This is a genomic window from Nitrospira sp. M1 (assembly GCF_965152605.1).
Genome location: NZ_OZ224217.1, coordinates 4201971 through 4221871, shown reverse-complemented (window position 1 = coordinate 4221871; position 19901 = coordinate 4201971). Strand labels below are relative to the sequence as shown.

16 protein-coding genes and 1 tRNA gene are annotated in these 19901 nt (G+C 48.3%); 7 read left to right on the top strand and 10 right to left on the bottom strand.

All coding sequences use genetic code 11. The annotated features are described in order from the left end of the window. Positions 1–8: 8 nt before the first annotated feature. From ACWHX8_RS18985 to ACWHX8_RS18955, 7 genes are all read right to left on the bottom strand, one after another. Positions 9–1424 (bottom strand): SEL1-like repeat protein, encoded by a 1416-nt coding sequence (locus tag ACWHX8_RS18985; RefSeq protein ID WP_447969706.1) that lies wholly within the window; start codon positions 1422–1424, stop codon positions 9–11. Positions 1425–2069: 645 nt separating this feature from the next. After that, the gene (locus ACWHX8_RS18980; protein WP_447969705.1) at positions 2070–2492 is read right to left on the bottom strand and encodes a response regulator; all 423 of its coding nucleotides are present in this window, start codon (positions 2490–2492) and stop codon (positions 2070–2072) included. Positions 2493–3008: 516 nt separating this feature from the next. After that, complete coding sequence (locus ACWHX8_RS18975) at positions 3009–3716, bottom strand: response regulator transcription factor (protein WP_447969704.1); 708 nt, start codon at positions 3714–3716, stop codon at positions 3009–3011. A 9-nt stretch (positions 3717–3725) separates the two neighbouring features. Continuing rightward, positions 3726–6704: a PAS domain-containing sensor histidine kinase gene (locus ACWHX8_RS18970; protein WP_447969703.1), complete on the bottom strand. Its 2979-nt coding sequence runs from the start codon at positions 6702–6704 to the stop codon at positions 3726–3728. 361 nt (positions 6705–7065) lie between these two features. Beyond that, a tRNA-Gln gene (locus ACWHX8_RS18965) sits at positions 7066–7139 on the bottom strand. 62 nt (positions 7140–7201) lie between these two features. After that, positions 7202–7864 (bottom strand): class I SAM-dependent methyltransferase, encoded by a 663-nt coding sequence (locus ACWHX8_RS18960; protein ID WP_447969702.1) that lies wholly within the window; start codon positions 7862–7864, stop codon positions 7202–7204. A gap of 141 nt (positions 7865–8005) precedes the next feature. Further along, positions 8006–8758, bottom strand: a complete 753-nt coding sequence (locus ACWHX8_RS18955) for an alpha/beta hydrolase (protein WP_447969701.1) — start codon at positions 8756–8758, stop codon at positions 8006–8008. A gap of 105 nt (positions 8759–8863) precedes the next feature. On the opposite strand from ACWHX8_RS18955, the gene ACWHX8_RS18950 reads away from it, so the two are divergent. From ACWHX8_RS18950 to ACWHX8_RS18935, 4 genes are all read left to right on the top strand, one after another. Then, complete coding sequence (locus ACWHX8_RS18950; protein WP_447969700.1) at positions 8864–9670, top strand: symmetrical bis(5'-nucleosyl)-tetraphosphatase; 807 nt, start codon at positions 8864–8866, stop codon at positions 9668–9670. Between the two features lie 353 nt (positions 9671–10023). After that, positions 10024–10353, top strand: coding sequence for a hypothetical protein (locus ACWHX8_RS18945; protein ID WP_447969699.1), 330 nt, complete (start codon positions 10024–10026; stop codon positions 10351–10353). Positions 10354–10755: 402 nt separating this feature from the next. Beyond that, positions 10756–11664 (top strand): ABC transporter substrate-binding protein, encoded by a 909-nt coding sequence (locus ACWHX8_RS18940; protein WP_447969698.1) that lies wholly within the window; start codon positions 10756–10758, stop codon positions 11662–11664. A 26-nt stretch (positions 11665–11690) separates the two neighbouring features. After that, positions 11691–13967, top strand: coding sequence for an ATP-binding protein (locus tag ACWHX8_RS18935; RefSeq protein WP_447969697.1), 2277 nt, complete (start codon positions 11691–11693; stop codon positions 13965–13967). A gap of 41 nt (positions 13968–14008) precedes the next feature. On the opposite strand, the gene ACWHX8_RS18930 is transcribed toward ACWHX8_RS18935, so the two are convergent. The 3 genes from ACWHX8_RS18930 to ACWHX8_RS18920 all read right to left on the bottom strand — a co-directional run bounded on the left by ACWHX8_RS18930 (position 14009) and on the right by ACWHX8_RS18920 (position 17325). Then, complete coding sequence (locus ACWHX8_RS18930; RefSeq protein WP_447969696.1) at positions 14009–15424, bottom strand: sigma-54-dependent transcriptional regulator; 1416 nt, start codon at positions 15422–15424, stop codon at positions 14009–14011. A 358-nt stretch (positions 15425–15782) separates the two neighbouring features. Next, on the bottom strand, positions 15783–16760 hold the full coding sequence (locus ACWHX8_RS18925) for a hypothetical protein (protein WP_447969695.1): 978 nt from the start codon (positions 16758–16760) through the stop codon (positions 15783–15785). Beyond that, a complete protein-coding gene (locus ACWHX8_RS18920; RefSeq protein ID WP_447969694.1) occupies positions 16744–17325 on the bottom strand; it encodes a D-sedoheptulose-7-phosphate isomerase in 582 nt (193 codons plus the stop codon). The genes ACWHX8_RS18925 and ACWHX8_RS18920 overlap by 17 nt, the downstream gene beginning before the upstream one ends. Before the next feature lie 20 nt (positions 17326–17345). Here ACWHX8_RS18920 and ACWHX8_RS18915 point away from each other — a divergent pair, with 20 nt between their 5' ends. The 3 genes from ACWHX8_RS18915 to ACWHX8_RS18905 all read left to right on the top strand — a co-directional run bounded on the left by ACWHX8_RS18915 (position 17346) and on the right by ACWHX8_RS18905 (position 19881). Further along, positions 17346–18797: a TIGR02710 family CRISPR-associated CARF protein gene (locus ACWHX8_RS18915; RefSeq protein WP_447969693.1), complete on the top strand. Its 1452-nt coding sequence runs from the start codon at positions 17346–17348 to the stop codon at positions 18795–18797. 25 nt (positions 18798–18822) lie between these two features. Continuing rightward, a complete protein-coding gene (locus ACWHX8_RS18910; protein ID WP_447969692.1) occupies positions 18823–19215 on the top strand; it encodes an acyl-CoA thioesterase in 393 nt (130 codons plus the stop codon). 252 nt (positions 19216–19467) lie between these two features. After that, entirely contained in the window at positions 19468–19881 is a 414-nt protein-coding gene (locus ACWHX8_RS18905) for a Fur family transcriptional regulator (RefSeq protein ID WP_447969691.1), read from the top strand. Positions 19882–19901: the final 20 nt, after the last annotated feature.

The following is a 19901-nucleotide window of genomic DNA, read 5'->3' as shown; positions in this document are numbered from 1 at the left end:
GCAAAAGGCTATGATACGTCGACTACAGTATCTTCCTGAGAACGTGTCTTTGGGTTGTTCTTGCCTCTCCAATTTCGTGCCAGTTTCTGTGCTTGCGAAATTTGCTCATACGTCATGTTCGAGGTGAGCCCGGCCAGTCGGGATTGTGCTTCTTGATGTCCGTTGGCAGCGCAAAGATTGAGCCACATATGCGCGTGGATATAATCTTCTCGTAAGGCATAGAGATTCCCAAGCTTGAACTGTGCTTCCGTTTGTCCTTGGTTTGCTGCATGAGTGTACCACTCCATGGCTTTCTGATAATCCTGTGGGACGCCTTTCCCTCCCTCATGCATAAGCCCTAAGTGGAGTTGCGCAAGGGGATTGTCCTGTGTAGCTGCCAGACTATACCAACGGCTCGCTTCGAGAAAATCTTGTTCGACACCCTTCCCATTTTCATACATGTTCCCAAGCTGAAATTGTGCGACGGCATTTCCCTGCTCTGCGGCTACGCGGTACCAACGGGCGCCTTCCTCGTGATTTTCTGGCACGCCTTGTCCCAGCATACACATGTTTGCCATCCTGATTTGTGCAGTGGAATCGCCTTGTTCGGCGGCCATGCGATACCACAGGCTGGCTTCTTGGCTATCTTGCTGCACTCCGTGGCCTCGTTCGAACATTTCGCCCAGACGTAGCTGAGCCTGGGTTTCTCTTCGATCAGCCGCCATCCGGTACCAATGCATGGCTTCCGTGTAATCTTGCGGGATTCCACGGCCTTGTTCGAACATTTCGCCCAGACGTAATTGAGCCTGCGCATTGCCTTGGTTGGCGGCCATGCGATACCACAGGCTGGCCTCTTGATAATCCAGCGGCACCCCATGGCCTTGTTCGAACATTTCGCCCAGACGTAATTGAGCCTGCGCATCGCCTTGGTTGGCGGCCATATGGTACCAGTGGCTGGCCTCTTGATAATTTGGCGGGACGCCATTGCTCTGATCATACATTCGGCCAAGCCGTAATTGAGCTAACGCGTCTCCTTGACTGGCTGCGAGCCGGTACCAGTGGCTGGCCTCGTCATGATCTTGGGACACGCCATGACCCATCATATACATTTCTCCCAAACGCAGTTGCGCGGTGAGATTCCCCTGGTCTGCTGCTTGTTGATACCAATAACTGGCTTTTTCGTAGTTTTGAGGAACATCGTGGCCAATCACATAGAGTTCTCCCAACTGCACTTGTGCGTTAACATCTCCCTTGTCGGTTGCCAGTTTGTAGAGGCGTTGCTCTTGAATAGATGTGAATTGTGGGTTTTCTTCTTCACTATCGACCACATCTAAATAGGCGCAAGCCTGAAGCGAAAGAATGATACATGCGCTGATCAAAAATGTGTTCCTGGATGCATAGTGTTTTGATCGTGGACCCATTATGAGTATGAATGAATTGAACATATGAATGCTCCTTATAATATATGGCTCTTTACCCCCTATAAATGATGAGGTGGTGGGGTATGAGGTTTCGCAAGATGAGGAAATTGTTCGTGTCCATTAGTCTTCATATGAAAAGTAGGCGTATGTAGTGCATCCATGTACTATTCGACCTCGACATGCTTGCATAGCCGTTGGTCGAAATCTGCGACAAAAGAGGGGGGAGGGTAAGTCGGCACATTCATGGGTATCAATACATAAGTTATTGACAACGCACCGTAAATTTGGGCTAACGCTATTATAGTTAGAGGGCAATGTCAATTTTTATACGGTCAGATATATGACAGATGCCGAGTTGTAGGGGAAATATTTCTTCAGGCGTGCGTCAGTCCTATGGCCGTTTCAATCGGCTGGAAGTTATATGGTTTCGCTATAGTTGGGATTATGGAGCGGCAATTATTTGGATTCGCATTAGACATGGTAGCCATGTTTTTGCCATCCACGTCCGGGGAATCTCCGAACCACGAAGACTTTCGAGTAAACGTAGTGCTTCTTTAATCTGGGAGGAGTGGCTTTCTGGGGCTGAACGAACGGAAGCTCGTCGTATTATGAAGAAGCAACGTATTCAACACCGTTGAGATACCGTATGGGTGTTGCGAGTTTTACCCTTTAGCTTGGGCTCCCGCTCAGCTCACAGTCTGTCGTCGTCATGCGCTCCTTCATGAGCTGGGGGCACAAGATTTTATTAACCTCCAACATGAGCTCATAGTCTGCGAAGGGTTTGAGTAAGACGGCGCTCGCTCCAGCGTGTCTGGCCGCCTGGTGTATTTCGTGGTTAAGTTGACCGGTAATAAAAATAATAGGCGGTTGTTGCGCTTCAGGCATCTCCGCCAAACATGTGAGGAGCTTGAGCCCAGTCATGACAGGCATTTCATGATCGGTGATGACAAGGTCGTAGTGCCTGTTTTGTATGGCTGTCAGGGCCTCGGCCCCATTCTTGACTTCCTGGCAGAAATATCCTCGCATTTCGAGTCGAATGCGAAGTATATCCCGGCTGCTTGCATAATCGTCAACAATGAGAATTTTTTTCATACGATCATTTGCCTCCTCTCATCCGAATCGAAGCGCTTGAATACAGGGTCATTTGGTTATAGCCGTTTCCAATAACTTCCACTGATTGAAACGTTGTACTGCGCTGAGCGATAGCCGATTCCATGAACTTCCATACTGGGGTACCCCACAAATCCAGCGCAGTACGACACTTGAACCAATAGCAAGTTATTGGAAACGGCTATAGATAAAATCGTGGAACATTTTTTCCCATGAAACAAGAGTCTTGAGCGCTGAACCCCATGAACCATCTTCAGGATTTGAGTGTACGTGCTTTGGACATAAAGGTACCATTCCTAACAAGGCTCTAGTTCATAAAGATTTCATAAAGATTTCAGGAAGTGGCTGCGCCATGGTCTACGGGAATGTTCGTTTTCTCTTTATAACGTGGGACCGCCTGTCAGGCGGCGGCCGTAAGCGATTCGCAGGTTGAGAAGGAGAATGTGAACGTTCAGGGGAATAGAAAAGCGGTGAGACCTTGGTGTGGTGAGGAAGCCTTTATGGTTGCGGTTCTTGAGGATCGTGATTGAAACGATACCCGACGCCTGGATCAGTCAAAATGTATTGTGGCCGTGCCGTGTTGTGTTCAATTTTTTTCCTGAGCTGTCCAATAAATACTCGAAGGTATTGGGCTTGGTCGGCATAGGCATCTCCCCAGATTGCGGTGAGGAGTGTTCTGTGCGTCAGAACTTTGCCCGTGTACTGAATCATATATTTGAGCAGGTCGTATTCTGTCGGCGTGAGTTTGACGGGTCTATTATTTAACTGAACTTCACGGCGCTCAAAGTTGATTGTGAGGGCTCCGCTTTTAAAGACAGGTTCGGTTCCAGGGATCATAACGGTTCTGCGAAGTGCGGATCTGATCCTTGCCATCAATTCATCCATGCCGAATGGTTTCGTGACATAATCATCAGCCCCAGCTTCAAGCGCTTCAACCTTTTTTTGTTCATTTCCAATGGCTGAGAGAACAATGATTGGCACAGGAGAATGCAGTCGAATCCGGCGGGTCAGTTCAATTCCGTCTATCGCAGGGAGGATGAGGTCGACGATCACGACATCCGGCTGTCGATTAGCAATTGCGTCTAATGCTGCTTCTCCGGACTCGGCGGTCATGACGGCGTAGCCTTTGTTCTCTAAATTGACTTGTAGCGAACGACGAATTTGTGGCTCATCGTCTACCACAAGTATTCTGGCGCCTTGATTCATTATTTTCCTTTACGCTTTGTGTCGTCCTTCGAGCGTGAAAGTGGCAATAGACTCGGTTTGGGGTAGGATAAAGGTTATGGTTACTTCGGCTCCTGTTGATTTTGCAAAAATTTTACCCCCATGGGCCTCAATGATCCCTTTGCATATTGCCAAGCCCAAGCCGGTGCCTCGGATGGGCAACCCACGCACGGTGGGACATCGATAAAAGCGTTCGAATATCTGTTCGACTTCCTGTGCTCCAAGAGGTTCTCCTGTGTTTGAGACTTTGACTTCAATATGTTGATTCATAACACAACTAGCAATATGAATCGGTGAGTTTGGCGATGAGTATTTGATGGCATTATCCAGTAAATTGATGAGAACTTGTTGTATTTCTACAGCATCGACAAACACGGGAGGGAGATCATCGGGAATAGAGATCTCGATATTTCGAGGATGTATTGTCAACTCCGTGTGACGGAGCGCGCCTTCTATCAGTTCTTCCAGTAGATGCCATTCTTGATGAGGTGTCAGCGTGCCAGCTTCAATCTGTGACATATCTAACAAGTTATCAACCAACCGACTCATATAATTGATTTCATGATCGACTCCTGTGAGAAACTCTTGTTGGATGGTGTTCATCCCGTTTGGTGTATTCCCAATAATCGTGGATACCGCTGTTTTCATCGCAGTGAGAGGTGTTCGCAACTCATGAGACACTGATGAGAGTAAGGCTGATTTCAGCGCATCGCTTTGGCTCAGAGCTTCGATTCGTTTGGCTTCACTTTCTCGAAAGCGTTCTTCGGCAAATGTACGTTCGGTGATATCTTCTGAAATCCCAACAATCTTCACGACGGTGTCATTGCTGTCTCGAAGAGGGATAAAACTTTTGGAAAACACTTTCATGTTGCCATGTGTTTTTACCTTGAACTCGAAATCTACAGGCTCACCTTGTGCCGCTTGTGTAAAGTACCTCCTCATGAGTTCATGGTCGTCTTCATCTGCTAAGGAGAGATAGGAACGTCCAATGATTTGGGATTCGTCGTTGATGCCGATCATTTTCTGCCCAACTTGATTCATGGAGCTAATTATTCCGTTTAACTCAATCTCGTGAATGCAGAATGGAATGTGTTCAACTAAGGATCTGAAACGCGCTTCACTCGCTCGTAACTGATTCTCGATTTGTTTGTGCTCGGTAATATCGACATTGAGTCCATCGAGGTAGAGCAGTTGACCTGAATCATCGAAAATAAATCTTCCGCGGGCAAGAATCCACTTAGTGGTCCCGTCTTTGGTGATGATTTGATGTTCATTCTCATACGGCGTGTGATGAGCAAGTGCTTCTTGGACAATAGGCCAGACTCGCTCGTTTTCGCCTGGCGCCATTAATGAATCGTACGTGACATCTCCACTCAACAGAGCCGACGTTGGTAGTCCTGTGACGTCTTCGAATCCATCGCTGATATACATGACCGGCCATGTCTTCTTGTTGAGGCAACGATACGCAAATCCTTTGGGGAGTTGACCGAGGATGCTTTCAGTTAGATCTTTCCATTCTTGCAAAGCTTTTTCCGTTTCTCGGCGGCCTGTAACATCTTCACTCACAATCAGCACAACGATAGTCCCATCTTGACTGTACACGGCTCGTGCAACTTCTTTGACCCAGAGGACGCTGTGATCTTTCCGCACTTTACGAAATTCCCAAGAAAACACCGTTCGAGGACTCTCTACGCAGCCTTTAAATCGTTGCTGAAGGTAGTCTCTGTCATCGGGAAAACAGAGTTCGATGAGTGAGCAATCCACCAGTTCGTTAACGGAATATCCGAGTTGTTGCGCGCCAAACTCGTTGACCGACAGTACTGTGCCCTGTTTATCAACCGTGAAATACATGGACGGATTATCTTCATACAATGTTCGATACCGCTCCTCGCTTTGTCGTAGCGCCTCTTCTGCTCGTAACCGTTCGGTGATGTCTTCTGAGATGCCTAGTACGTATTCCGGGTTGCCATGTTGGTCAAACAAGGGGATTTTCTTTGTATGCAGGTGCCGGACTTGCTGAGATTTGGTATGAATAAATTCTTCTGGAATATCAATTAATCGTTGATGTAACAATGCTTCTCGATCTTTCTGTGTAAAGAAATCAGCCTCCTCTTTTGAAAAAAGGTCATAGTCATTTTTGCCAATGACTGCCTGTTGACTGTGCCCAGTGAGGACTTCACCAGATTGGTTAAAGCGAACGAATCGAAGGTCTTTTGCACTTTTGACGAAGATCATATTCGGGATATACTCAATGATCGAATTCAAGAACATTTCACTCTTTCGCAAGGCACCTTCGGCCCGTTTCCGCTCTGTAATTTCATTTTCTAACTTCTTGCCGTACCGTATACCTTGTGACATCACAAATATTCCCAATAAAGCAACTAACAGGGCAATGCTGGATTCCCATTTTACCATCGTCCACATGTTAGACTCGGAGTGAACATTTAAAAGTTTTACGGCATCGTCTGCGATGCTGATTGCTGATTCGTGTTGAGTCCGAAGCCTTTGAAGTTGTCGGCGGAAATCCGCATGGCCAGGAGATAGCAGGAGCAGTTGGTTGGCAGATTCTATGATTTTGTCGAAGTAATTTTGTTGTTCATGTAATTTAAGCATGACCTCGTGGGTTGGAACGACTGGGACTTTTTGGTGTTGATTCGTGACAGGATTCTGAGCGACGGCTTGCCCGTCTATGAGCGCATCGAGCGTGGAACGAATTATGGCTCTTGTTGAGGCATAGTCAACGGTGGCGTGTTGTGATGTCAGAAGCACTTCATTGAGGTGTTTTTGAAGGAGCATGCGTTGGCGACCTACGATGTCAATGAGCAGAGCATTTGACTGTTCGTTGTGGATCGTGATGATGGTATAGCCCAGCATGCCAAGGAGCACGCTCAGAAACATGACCGTAATGATGGTAAAGCGGCGTCCTACCTTTGAATTCCTGGTCGGCTCGTGAGCTGCTATTGTGTTCATGTTGAAACCCTTCTGTGGTGAAGAGGATTACACGATACTCTCGCTCTTTCGTCAATCGTTCAGGACAGTGTGTTCCAGTTAGATTGGTGTTCTCACATAGAATGACTCTCTCGTAAGAAGTGATGTATTGGGCAAATATCATGTCTTTGGTTTGTCTTATCATAAACCTGGCGAGAGGGGCTTGTACAACTGAGTAACCGATGATTCGTTGATGGCGTTTGAGTGAGCAGAACTCTCCCAGAAATTCTGAGAGTCAGTCCCAAGAATGAGTCAAATCGATGAGAGAGACGTGAAAGTGAAGTGCAGGAAGAAAAATTCAGATGAGACGTATGAACGCGACGTTGGATCGAAGGCAAAGAAGTGGCTGGGGGACCAGGAATCGAACCTGGGTTCTTAGAACCAAAATCTAATGTCTTGCCCCTAGACGATCCCCCAACCAAGACCCCTACATTAAGGCTTGAACCAGCCCGAGTCAAGATGTGAGCGAAGGGTTTTCGCTAAAACACTCGGCCTTCGACAATCCAATGCCGGTCATCTGGAACATCAAGGAGCAAACGACTCAAGTTGAGTTCAGCAAGATGAGCGGCGACATCGTCTTCGGTAAACGCTGCAAGGAGTGAATTGTAGAAGTCTTGTCGTAATTTTTCAGGTTCGTTGGCAGCATATTGATCAACCAGGGCTTGAGCATCCTCGGTCGATTCAGGGCGAATCAAATCCATGACCAAGACGGGGGCTCCTGGTTTTGCGATGGTTTTAATGACGTACCAGAATTGAAGTGGATTGGGCACATGATGCGCGAGACTGTTTGAAATAATCGCATCGACTTGAGTAGAAAATGTGGCATCTTGAACCCGTTGGCAGCGAAGTTCTATCCGCTCGTTTACATTCGCTTCATTAACCATACGTTGAGCAATATCAATCATTGGCTGGGAGGCATCAATTCCCGTCACTCTAAGGGTGGGGTGTGCCTGTGCCAGACGGATAGGGATATCCCCGGGGCCACATCCGAGGTCAACGACGTGGGCGTTTTCCAACTCATGCCCATGTGCTTGCAAAAAGCGGTCGACGAAACCTTGATTTTCTTCAGCGAAATTTGCAGAGGCATAGATGTGTGCTTGTTCGGGATCATCCATCAACTCAGGCTCTAGAATGCGATTCATGCGCGTGTCTCCATCAGAGTAGGGCTTTGTGGAATATATGGTGTGGCGCTTGACAGACCTTCATGGTTTTTGGAGGTTGTTCAGCATGTTGAGATGGTAGCGAGTCTTCTTAAAATGCGTCAAGCCGTTAGAAGTGAGTGGTCATGAGACGACCTTCTGAATGAAGGTAATCAGATGCTGGAAATATGTGCGTCCACCGACGAATGGGACGTCGTTATGACCGGCTCCTCGAACAGGGTACCAGTGTTTCGGCGGTTTGGCGGCTTCGTACACTTGTCTGCCGAATTTGATCGGGACGATGGCGTCGTCTTCTCCATGTATGACTAGGAGTGGCAAGGAAATGTCTGGAAGCTTTTCATGTAGATGAAACTGTGAATCCAGAAACCAGTGAGCCGGTAGCCCGAAATAGTGATGATTGGCCATCGCTTGAATAGAAGGAAAGGCACCCTCCAATATCAGTCCGGCTGCCGGACGTTGACGAACGATTTCGCCGGCGACAGCGGAACCCAACGAACGTCCGAACACGACGAGGCGTTTGGGATTGACCTTCTTGTGTAGACGCAGGAAGTCATAGGCCGCCAGGGCATCTTGATAGAGGCCTGCCTCTGAAGGCGTTCCTGTACTTTTTCCATAGCCTCGATAATCAAAAATCATGATAGAGAGACCATGTCGGTGAAGTTCGACAAGATTGGCAAGACGGTGACTGATGTTTCCGGCATTGCCATGACACCATAGCAGCACTGGTTGCTGTGGCCCTGCATCAACAAACCAACTAAACAGCCGTACATCGGAACTACTGGTAAGCCACACTTCTTCGAGCGGAAGATTGCTGGGTTGTGTCCAGCGTTGTTCGATCCAGGGCGATGGTTGAAAGACAAAGGTGTTGTCGAACATCGTGTATTGCGAAATTCCTATTTCACCCTCGGGGTCTTGTTTCCTCGCTCATATCACGCTACGTTGTTATCATCATAATTGCAAACGTTGATTCAATGGAGTGTCATGGCTACGTACGTCATTGGTGATATTCAAGGGTGCTTTAAAGCCTTACGCAAGCTGGTGAAGCGAGTAAAGTTTGATGCAACATGCGATCGGCTTTGGCTGGTTGGCGACCTGGTGAATCGTGGACCGGATTCTCTGGCGGTCCTTCGATATATCAAAGAATTAGGGCCGGCGGCTGTGACGGTACTCGGCAATCATGATTTGCATTTGCTTGCGATATGGGCTGGTGTCACCAAGTTACACCATAAGGATACCTTTGGAGAGATTCTCTCTGCCCCGGATTGCGACGAGTTGTTAACCTGGTTGCGTTTTCGTTCGATGATTCATTTGGAAAACGGATATCTCATGTTGCATGCCGGTCTATTGCCTCAATGGACGGCAACGCAGTCCGTGACGTTGGCGCGCGAAGTGGAATCTGCATTGCGGAGTAAGAATTTTGCTGAGTTACTGCCGTTCATCTATTTTCGTCACTCTCACCTCGTGTGGTCAAAAAACCTGTCCTATCATGATCGATTGAGTTTTTCTACGAATGTGTTGACGCGGTTACGGATGTGTACTGCGGAGGGTGTGCCGGATTTTTCGTTTAAAGGTTCGCCTGATCAAGCTGACGAAGGGTTGGTTCCCTGGTTTCAAGCCCCTGGACGATCGATTAATCATGAGGTCATCATCTTTGGTCATTGGTCAGCGTTAGGACTGTATGTTCACGAGAAATTGATTGGGCTTGATACCGGATGTGTCTGGGGCCGTGCCTTGACCGCCCTTCGGCTTGAAGATCGAAAACTCTTTCGAGTTTCCTGTGCAAAGTAAGACGTTCCTCTCTCCATTTTTCTCCAGTTTTATGGGTTGCTCTGGCCCCCCTGACCTTTTGCCTCCTCCATGACATTGAAACCATGATTCTTGCTCTTGGCAAGGGTCTTTAGGTGTATCTGTTTGGATAACAAGTGTATCTATTCAGATTCGTTGGAATAGGAAGGGTCGCAACACATTTCTCTACGATCCTAAAAACCCTTGAAGAACCGTTCTCTTTCGACCATTTTTCATGTGTTCGGCTTCGGCATCAGCCTTGCTTTTCCTTCGCATTGACGTACAGATTTTTATGCGATTGTAGGTGCTTGGGTGCCTGAATCTCTTATTAGTTTTCTGAAGAAGGAGAACGGGAAATGAAAAAAAAGTCTTATGTGAAAACGCAAACATCTCGAAAGCGTCGAACGCGGTCGATCCCAGGTTCACTCCCTGTGACTGAAGCTCAGACGATGTGGACTGCTGATGTGAAAATGCATGGCATTCACTCTCCTGCTGCCAGACGATGTCCGAAATGTCGAGGGTTGCTTACGGCTCAAGCGATTGACCTGACAACAAAAAACGACATACGATGTATCAATTGCGGATGGCAACCTCAGTGGGGAACGCGAGTGGTGACGGAGAGTGATGAAGTCAGGTCGATCCGTCAACTGACAGCGCAATTTTGCACGACAGGTTTGGTGTCATAATACTCTCATTCGGTGAAGGCGTTGCGGGGTGATATGAGGAATGGAGCCATGAATGCATATCATACTGCAATTGAATGAACAGGCTCTCGAGCGATGATCCCTGTTGAAGCAAGGACGCTGATGAGTCACGAAGACTGACATGAGTGATCAGGACGTGCGTACTCATAGACGATGAAATGTATAAGGATGAGGGATGATGCAGTATGGATAGCGCAAAACCCCTGTTCACGAAATCGTCATGGAGTGTTGGCTGTGCTTCCTCTATCTCAAGCGAGTCGATCGATCTTTCCTTGGAGTCGTACCCAGGGCCGGAATTCTTCGTTTCTACCTTTTAGATCACGCCAGCATGATCGTATAACTCTTGGCGTTGGGAAGGCCAGAGTAGGCTGTTCCCACTTCCTGATGGTCATTGTACTTTTTCTTGGCTGTCACTTTGGCCTTCTCACGCCTTCAGCCATTGCTAAATCGGTTGTGATCGTGCAGTCCTCGGATATTACGTCCTACGATCAAACCGCCAAAGCCTTCTTGAAAAACTTTTCTCCCTCGTTGCAGCAGGTCGAACGACTCTCGCTTCATGGAGATTTAAGCCATGGCGAGCCGATCGTTGAAAAAATTCGTTCATTACACGCAAGCTTTATCGTTGCCGTGGGTTTAAAGGCAGCCCTGGTTGTTCGGCAAGGTCTGCCGTCGATTCCGAGTATTTTTTGTATGGTCTTGGACCCGGCCAAATACGATCTCACCAAATCACGTATGGCGGGCATTGCCTTAGAGATTCCCTTCAAAGACCAAATCCAGTCACTGCAAGACGTATTGCCATCGGTGAAGCGGGTGGGTGTGATATACAACGCTCAAAAAACCGGGAGAATTGTAAAGGATGCGACATCCGAAGCCACTATCCTCGGGATGGAATTGGTTGCACGTGCCGTTTCATCGGAAAAAGACGTGCCTGCCTCGCTTCGAGCCATTGTACATGACATTGATGCCTTGTGGTTACTTCCCGATAGTACGGTCGTGACACCTGAGTCGTTTGATTTTCTCTTACGGACAACCCTTGAAGCCAATGTTCCTGTCATCGGGTTTTCTGCCGATCTTGTCAGGAAGGGCGCATTGTTGAGTGTGCATTTCAACTACGAAGATGTTGGAAAACAAGCCGCACGTTTAGCGGAACAATTTCTTGAGGGTCAACAATTTACGCCGGGGGTTATCGTACCTCCCGAACCGTTGCGATTAGCCATTAACCTGAAAACTGCGAATTTTTTAGGAATTACCGTCTCACCGAATGTATTAGACAGGGTTCATAAGATGTATTAATTCATGCAACGATTGCGAATGGGATTATGGGTCGTCATCCTTCCCCAGGAATGTTCTTCAGTAGCCTTCGGACCAAACTCGTCCTGTTTATTAGTTTGATCATCATTGGCGTCTGTTCAGGGTTGAGCTGGTATTTCGTCGATCAGCAGGCCCTCTCGATGGAGAAGGCATTACGGAAAACCGGGACGATCCTGATCAAAAATCTTGTCCATAATGGGCGATACGGTCTCATCACCCAAGATATCGTGTCTCTTGAGCAGGTGGCCGAAGGAGCCCTTTCGGTTGATGAAGTCGTGTATGTTGTTGTGACAGGACCTACTGGCGAGCGACTGGTTGAAGTCTCCAAAGGGCGTCTCGATGAATTGCATCGTGTGAAACGAACCCCAGACCATCCGTTGTACCCGGATATCACGTTGACAACAGCGGCACTTTCGGCCTTTGGAGACCAACCCATTACGACGGTGTTTACCGTCAATGAGCAATCAATACGCACTTCGACAACTCGTGTGAAGACCGGTCCCATGCTGGCTGAAGTGGGAAAGGCAGGAGAAACGCTCTATGACTTTGCCCTTCCCGTAAGACGGCAGGCGAGCCCTCAGCCACCATTCGGCCCCTTGTTGCTAGAAGATCAAGAAAACTCATTTTCCATCAGTGATGTCAAGCAGCCGTCTGAGGTCTATGGGGCTATCCATGTGGGATTGACGCAATTGTCTATGGTGAAAACGGTAGATGCCATGATCTGGAAGGTCACCGTCATGGCGGTCATTTTCATGATTGTGGGTATTGCCTTGACGACCATGTTGGCTAATCAAATCATTAGACCACTGCGAAAATTGGCTGGGGTAGCCAAACATATTGCAGCAGGAGATTTGTCGCATTCGGTCAAGGCTCGTACCCGGGATGAAGTTGGTCAACTGACGACGAGTATCAATCAAATGACTGTCTCCCTCAAGCAACGAGAGCAGGCGATTTCGACCTATGTCGAGACGATTACAAAACAGGTGTCGCAACTTTCAACGCTGAACCAGACTGGTGCGGCGATCTCGTCCACTTTGGATGTCGATCGGCTTTTAGCCACGGTGCTCAAACTCCTTGTCGACAATCTCGGGTTTGCGAGGATGGTGTTGATTTTTTATAAGCCGGAGGAGCATCTGGGCGTGGTTTCCCAGATTACGGGCGTATCGGAAGAACTAGAAGCCACTGTGAAAGAACTGAAGATTCCCATTCACGACGATGAGAGCATGAGCGCAGAGCTCGTCTTTCGTGGGAAGCCGGTCTTGGTCCAGGATCTTGAGACGGTCGTTGATCGGCTGTATCCGCCCGTTTTAAAGGCTTGTCGAGAGATTGGAGTGATCTCATTTATGGTCGCGCCTCTGAAAAGCCAAGACCGGATCCTTGGGTATCTTGGGGCCGATCGGGCTGACAAGCCCTGCACGCAAGAAGACCTAGATGTGCTCATGACTATCGCCAATCATGTGTCTGTGGCCATCGATAATGCGTGGGCATACCAAGCACTCGAACAGTTCAATCAAACACTCGAAGAGCGAGTTCAGGAACGGACCGAAGCGTTGCAACAAGCAAATGAACGTCTCCGTGAACATGATCGCCTCAAATCGATGTTCGTATCCATTGCCTCCCATGAACTTCGCACGCCGATGACGTCTATGAAGGGGTTGGTTGATAACATGCTCGACGGTCTCACCGGTAACCTCAATGAGCGGCAATCCTTCTATTTATCGCGTGTGAAGCGGAATCTTGAACGACTGACTCGAATGAGCAACGACCTCCTCGATCTGTCAAAAATTGACGCCGGAGTCATGCAGCTGAGTTGTGCGCCCATATCTGTGGAAGAACTGGCCCATGAAGTTGTTGAGGTGATGCAGCCGGCCGCTCGACAAATATCGCTGAGCGTGGGCTTTGATCACCATCTGTCTCTTCCGCTCATCCTCGGAGATCGAGATAAGCTGGATCAAGTCCTTACAAATCTCATCAATAATGCCATGAAATTTTCAAAGCCGGGGACTGATGTCCAGGTCGGAGGGCGTATTCGAGATGATCAGATGGTTGAGGTCTGTGTGAAGGACTCTGGTTGCGGTATTCCGTCAAATGAAGTTCCGCATATTTTTGAACGGTTTTATCGTGGCGAATCCGTGGTGGTAGAGGCTCGGGGGTCCGGATTAGGTCTCGCCATTTCCAAAAGTCTTGTTGAGCTCCATGGTGGGAAGATTTGGGTGCAGAGTGAGGTTGGGGAAGGTAGTCAGTTCTTCTTTACGGTTCCGGTTGCCGAGGTGACGACAGTCTGACGACAGGGCTCAAGTTTTACGTCGTCACACCTCCGCTGTCGCTAATTTGCAGAGGATTCGAGTTGAATATCCTTTTGTTTGAGAAGGCGTGACAGATAGGTTCGCTGGAGCTGCAAGAGGTCTGCGGCTTTTGTCTGACTCCAGTTGCTTCGTCGAAGGGCCTGCTCAAGAATGTGCCGGCTATATTGCTCAATGGCCTCATGGTAGGGCAGGTTTTCGCCATCTTGGAACGGATCGACTCCCCACGGGCCTAACCCCAATTGTTCGGAAACAATTTCTTCATCGATGCCCAGCACGACTGCCCGTGCAATCGCGTTGCTCAGTTCTCGAATATTCCCAGGCCAACTATAGGTGCGCATGGCCTTGATGGCTTCTTTTGTGAATGTCCGGGGTGGTCGTTTCATCTCTCGAAGATGATATTCCAAGAAAAATTCTGATAATGAAGTAATGTCATCAGGCCGTTCCCGTAGAGGAGGCAATGAGAGACTCACGACATTTAACCGAAAGTAGAGATCTTCACGAAAACGCCCTTCTTTAACGGCTTGCTTGAGGTCTTTATTGGTTGCGGCTAGGACTCGAATATTGACTTTCACCAATCGGCTTCCACCCACCCGATGGAATTCGTGATCTTGAAGGAGCCGCAGGAGTTTGGCTTGCAATGTCAATGGCATATCGCCGATTTCGTCTAGAAAGAGTGTCCCGCCGTCTGCTTCTTCGATCCGGCCCTTTTGTCGGGAATCTGCTCCGGTAAATGCCCCTTTTTCATGTCCAAACAGTTCGTTTTCAAGGAGCGTTTCGTTTAACGCCACACAATTAATGATGCTAAATGGCATGTCACGGCGAGGACTCCATTTGTGAATGGAGCGAGAAAATAATTCTTTCCCCGTCCCACTTTCTCCTAAGAGTAAGACGGTTGCGTCGCAGGAAGCCGCACGTTTGGCGAGTTCAATCATGGATTGGATGCTCGGGCTATTGCCGACGATGGTGTTATATCGACTTTCAACTTCAGTCCGAAGAGACGTGACTTGTTGCCTTAAAACTTCTCGTTCCATGGCTTTTTTGACCACAATCTCCAGATGGTCAAAATCGATCGGTTTTGTCAGGAAATCATACGCCCCCGTTTTCATGGCCTCCACGGCATTTTCAATCGTGGCATAGGCTGTCATCACGATAACTGGGAGGTCTATGGCCTGTGGATTTGGTTGCGATATCGCATGCTCGTGAGTCTGGTGAGCCGGGTTGCCCTGTGGGAATATATGATGAAGGACTTCGAGGCCAGTCATCCGTGGGAGTGTTAAATCAAGAAGAACGAGATGCGGGGCCTCAAGTTCTATGGCGTCTATGGCCTGTTTGCCGTCTGCCGCCGACACGGTGGTATAGCCCTGTCCTTCTAAGCGGTCTGTGAGCATGAGAACAATATCTGGATCGTCGTCAACAATAAGGATTTTCTTTTTCATGGCATATACCTCATCAAGGCGTCATGGGAAACTGTGAGCCGCGTCAGTTAAAATATAAATTAATGCAATAAATAAGCCGTATAATTTTCTATAGCCGACTCAATGAACTTCCGTTCCCCTGACACCTTGGATACCGCGCAGAAAGTCCTCACTTGAACACTTGTAAGAGACACATGAGTTTCAGCGAGATCGCAATGATGAGTACCCGTCAGACTCATCCGAATCGTTCAACGACCGTGTTCAAGGACACGATGTGTATTGAGATTCGCTATAGTCTGTCGCAAACGCAATAATCTTGCAAGTTTTTTTTTCGAGATAATGATGTGAGGGGGAAGCTTCTGGCCATGGAATTGAACGATTAGGGGGTGATCTGTTCAATGATTGCCGCGGCCAATAATGGAACCATGATCTCATGATGTCCGACCAGTGAATATCCCTGTCCTCCTTTTTGAGTCGGACGCCGTACGACATTCGTCATGGGACGATAGTGAGGGAGGAAGTCCATATTCACCGTTGTAATATTCTTCAATGATCGCCCGAGATTTCGGCTTAACGTCACCGTTTTGAGAAATACTTCAGGAAGCATAACGGCCGACCCGAGATTGATATACACTCCGCCTTCCATTTCAGAGACGAGAGAGACAAGCTTTCGGAAGTCAATGAGCGATCCTCCACCAATCGCTGGACCATTGGCTGATGGATGCATATGAATGATGTCAGTTCCCATGGCAACATGCACGGTTATAGGAACTCCTAATTTTTTCCCTGTCGCCAATATGCTCATTCGGCGGTGAGGGAATTGGCGAGGGTGTTTGGTGATATAGCGACCAACGGCCTCACCGATTCCAAGTTCTGCGTCCCATCCTTCCGTGATCGCTGAATTTAAGATATGACCCGTATCTTCGGCCATGCCGAATCGCCCTGAATTTATTTCGGCATCGACTTCTTCTGAGGTATGGCCAAGGTAGGCGAGTTCAAAGTCGTGAATGATGACGGCTCCGTTCACGGCGACGGCGGTGATGATGTTCCGTTTCATCAAATCGATCAGCACGGGATTGAGGCCGACTTTTGTTGGGTGAGCTCCCATGCCCAGGATGACAGGTTTTCCTCGTTCCCGTGCACGGACGATGGCATGCACGACGGCACGAAATGATTTCACCGCGAGGAAGTCTGGCAGTGTATCGAGAAAATTCTTGAAGCTTTTCCCCCGACGCCAGGAAGTAGAAAAATTGGAAATGTTTACCTTACTGTGGCGAGAGGAGAGCGGGTACGTCTGAATCTTGGAGAGATTCAGCGGTTTGACGGAGGTGGTTGTGTGGTTACGTTGTTTGGGCAAATAATCGCTCTTCGATGATTTCACATAACACATGACCAAGGGTGATGTGACATTCTTGTATTCGAGCCGTCACTGTCGAGGGTACCTGAAAGCTATAGTCCACCAGGTCCATGAGTTGCCCGCCGGTTTGGCCTGTCCAGCCAATCGTGACAAGTCCTCGTTCATGAGCGACTTGTACGCCTCGGAGCACGTTCGGTGAATTCCCGCTCGTGCTGATGGCAATGGCGACATCGCCTTTTTTCCCATGAGCTTCAATCTGTCTGGAGAAAATATCTGAATAGTCGTAGTCATTCGCAATGCAGGTCAGCGCGGCCATGTCGGTGGCCAAGGCCATGGCTGGGAGGGCTGCTCGGTCACGCTTATACCGTCCGACAAACTCCGCCGCAATATGGGACGCATCGGTTGCACTGCCTCCGTTGCCAAACAGTAAGACTTTCCTATTGTCGTGAAATGCTCGAATCATGGCCTGGGCCACATCGATGATCTGTTGCGCATAGGTATGCACGAACCGGCGTTTAATGTCGGCGCTCGTCTCGAAGGCCTCTACCACGAACTGTGTATCCATAATCTGAAGATTCTAGCAGGGTGTTCGGAAAATTTCACATCTTTCTTGAAGAAATCATACTTCTCGCTCTGCCGTTTCTGCCCGTTACGGGGAACGTCCGAAAAGCAAATGGCCAAAAGTTGGTGATGCACGATGGCGTTGCGTTGAGAAGAAGAATACTCACAACGATTCTTGCTGCCTGGTACGTAGAATGCTATAGTCGGTGCATTGTGAGTGTCGACGGGCCAGTCAAAGCCCTCCTTATCGCCATGGCGCAGGATCCTGCGCCAGCTGTGTGTACGCTTCAACGCTTAATTCCAGAGCGGTTGTGTTTTTTTCTTCCAGAGTCTAGTACGACATTGGTGGAATCCGATGTCCATCCTCAGCTTTCTACTATGCCGCAGAAATGGGACTGGATTCTTACGCCTGATCCTGAATGTTTTGCGCAGTCGCATAAAACGTTAGCGGAATTACTACCGAAAATTCTGAAGTCTTGGAACGTCAGTCCAGGTGAACTTGTGATTGACATTACCATGGCAACGTCGCCAATGGCCGCAGCGATGATGTTAGTTGGATTTCCCTATACAACCAAAGTTGTGACATTGGGCGTGGCGAGTGCCGATAGGCAATCAGATTCGAAGGTCATGGTGGTGGGAGAAACGGCAAGGGTCTGGACGCAGTGTAATCCATGGGATGAAGAGGCCATCTCCATTCGCCAGGAAGCTTCAGCCTATTTTAATCAAGGATCGTATGTCGTAGCTGGAAGGGTGTTTCGTCGCATCGAGGCTCGGGTGAGCGGGGGACTCAAGCCCTTGTATCGAGCGCTGTCCGACATTGCAGAAGGCTATCGGCAGTGGGAACAATTTCATTATCGACAGGCGTGGGAAAAACTCAAAAATGCGTACAAAGCGCTTGATTTGGCTTCCGCCTGGGGTGGACCCCAAGGAATTTCGTCTTTTCTGAAAAGTGTGAAAGAGAATATTCGGTTCCTCGAAAGCCTTGTCTTGGATCCGGCAGAAGTGAAACGTGCTCTGGCTCATGATTTATTGGCCCACGCGAAGCGTCATATCGAACAACAACATGATGCGGAAATTGCCATGCGCCTACTGTTTCGAGCCCTGCTTGCATCAGCACAGGCGCGTTTGTTTCATGCCTATCATATAAAAAGTTGGGACGTGACTCCTGAGCAACTTCCACAAGTCATGCAGGACATCTGTCGAAGTTGCTATATGAATGATGTGGATGGGAAGTACCGCCTTCCATTTCCCGTCCAGTTTCGTGTGTTGGCTGAACAAAACGATGTCATGGGACACAGGTTTCTTGCCGAATGGCCAAAGATGAAGACACTCATCGATGCCGCCGATCATGCGGTCTTAGGGCAAGGGTTTGAGCCCATTAAGGCCGAACGCTTTCACCAATTCTATGACATGGTGTTGAAGGTATCCGATGTACATGAACGAGACCTCCCTCAGTTTCCATCTATGACACTGTAAAATTTGCAGAACGGATGTTCGCGTGATGAATATCAGAATATATTATGAGGATACTGACTGTGGCGGGGTGGTATACTATGCGAATTATTTAAAATACTTTGAACGTGCGCGGACTCATTATTTGGAGGATCACGGGTATTCTGTTGCTGAATTAATTGAACAAGGGACGGAGTTTCGGGTCACGCATGCAGAGGTCACCTATACGTCTGCTGCCAGGTATGGAAACGACCTACAGGTTGAGACCATACTTTCAGCCAATCGCCGCATATCATTGACGTTTTCGCATGTCATTTATGAGCAGCATTCGCGTCGTGTTGTCGTCAAAGGATCGGCGACATTGGTCACCGTGAATAGCCAGGGAACGGTCAAGCGCCTGAGCCCAGAGTTGCTGAAAGGTCTTGGGTTGCAGCAGGAGTAGCAGCTGGGTTCCTGAGTATGGAAGGGGTTGTTATCCTATCAATACGACATAAAGGGCGAACCGTACGTTCGTGATGTTGGTTTTTGTCATGCGACATTCTGAGTAATTATTGAAAGTTATTCCGGAATGTCAGGGATCGTGCTCGCAAGTGGGATGCGCCTCTAAATAGTCTCTAGGGCCCAGTCTTTGGTCTTGACAGTTTCTATATTTAGAATTATTCTAAATATAGATTAATTATAAGAAGGTGTACAGATGCTTGATGCAAAGATTATTGCGGCAAAACTTGAAGAGGCGGGTGTGCAAGCAACGGCACAGCGCATCGCGATTTATCAATATATGGTGTGTAACGCCGATCACCCGACAGCAGAAGAAATCAAAGACTGGGCCGATCAGAATTTTCCGAAAATGAGTTTGGCGACAGTCTACAACACGCTAAACGTGTTAGTTGCTGCTGGGCTATTGAGAGAATATCGATTTCCTAATATGTCGAAAGTGATTTATGACTCCAATGTTGTCTATCACCACCATTTTCTTGATGACGAGACTGGCCAACTCGTTGATATCGATCCAGGCGTTGTGGAGGTAACGCCTAAACTAAAAAAAGAATTTCACATTTCTCAGATACAAATACTGTTTCGAGGAACAAGACAGACTGTACGAAAGTGATATTCAGGTATATTCGGGAA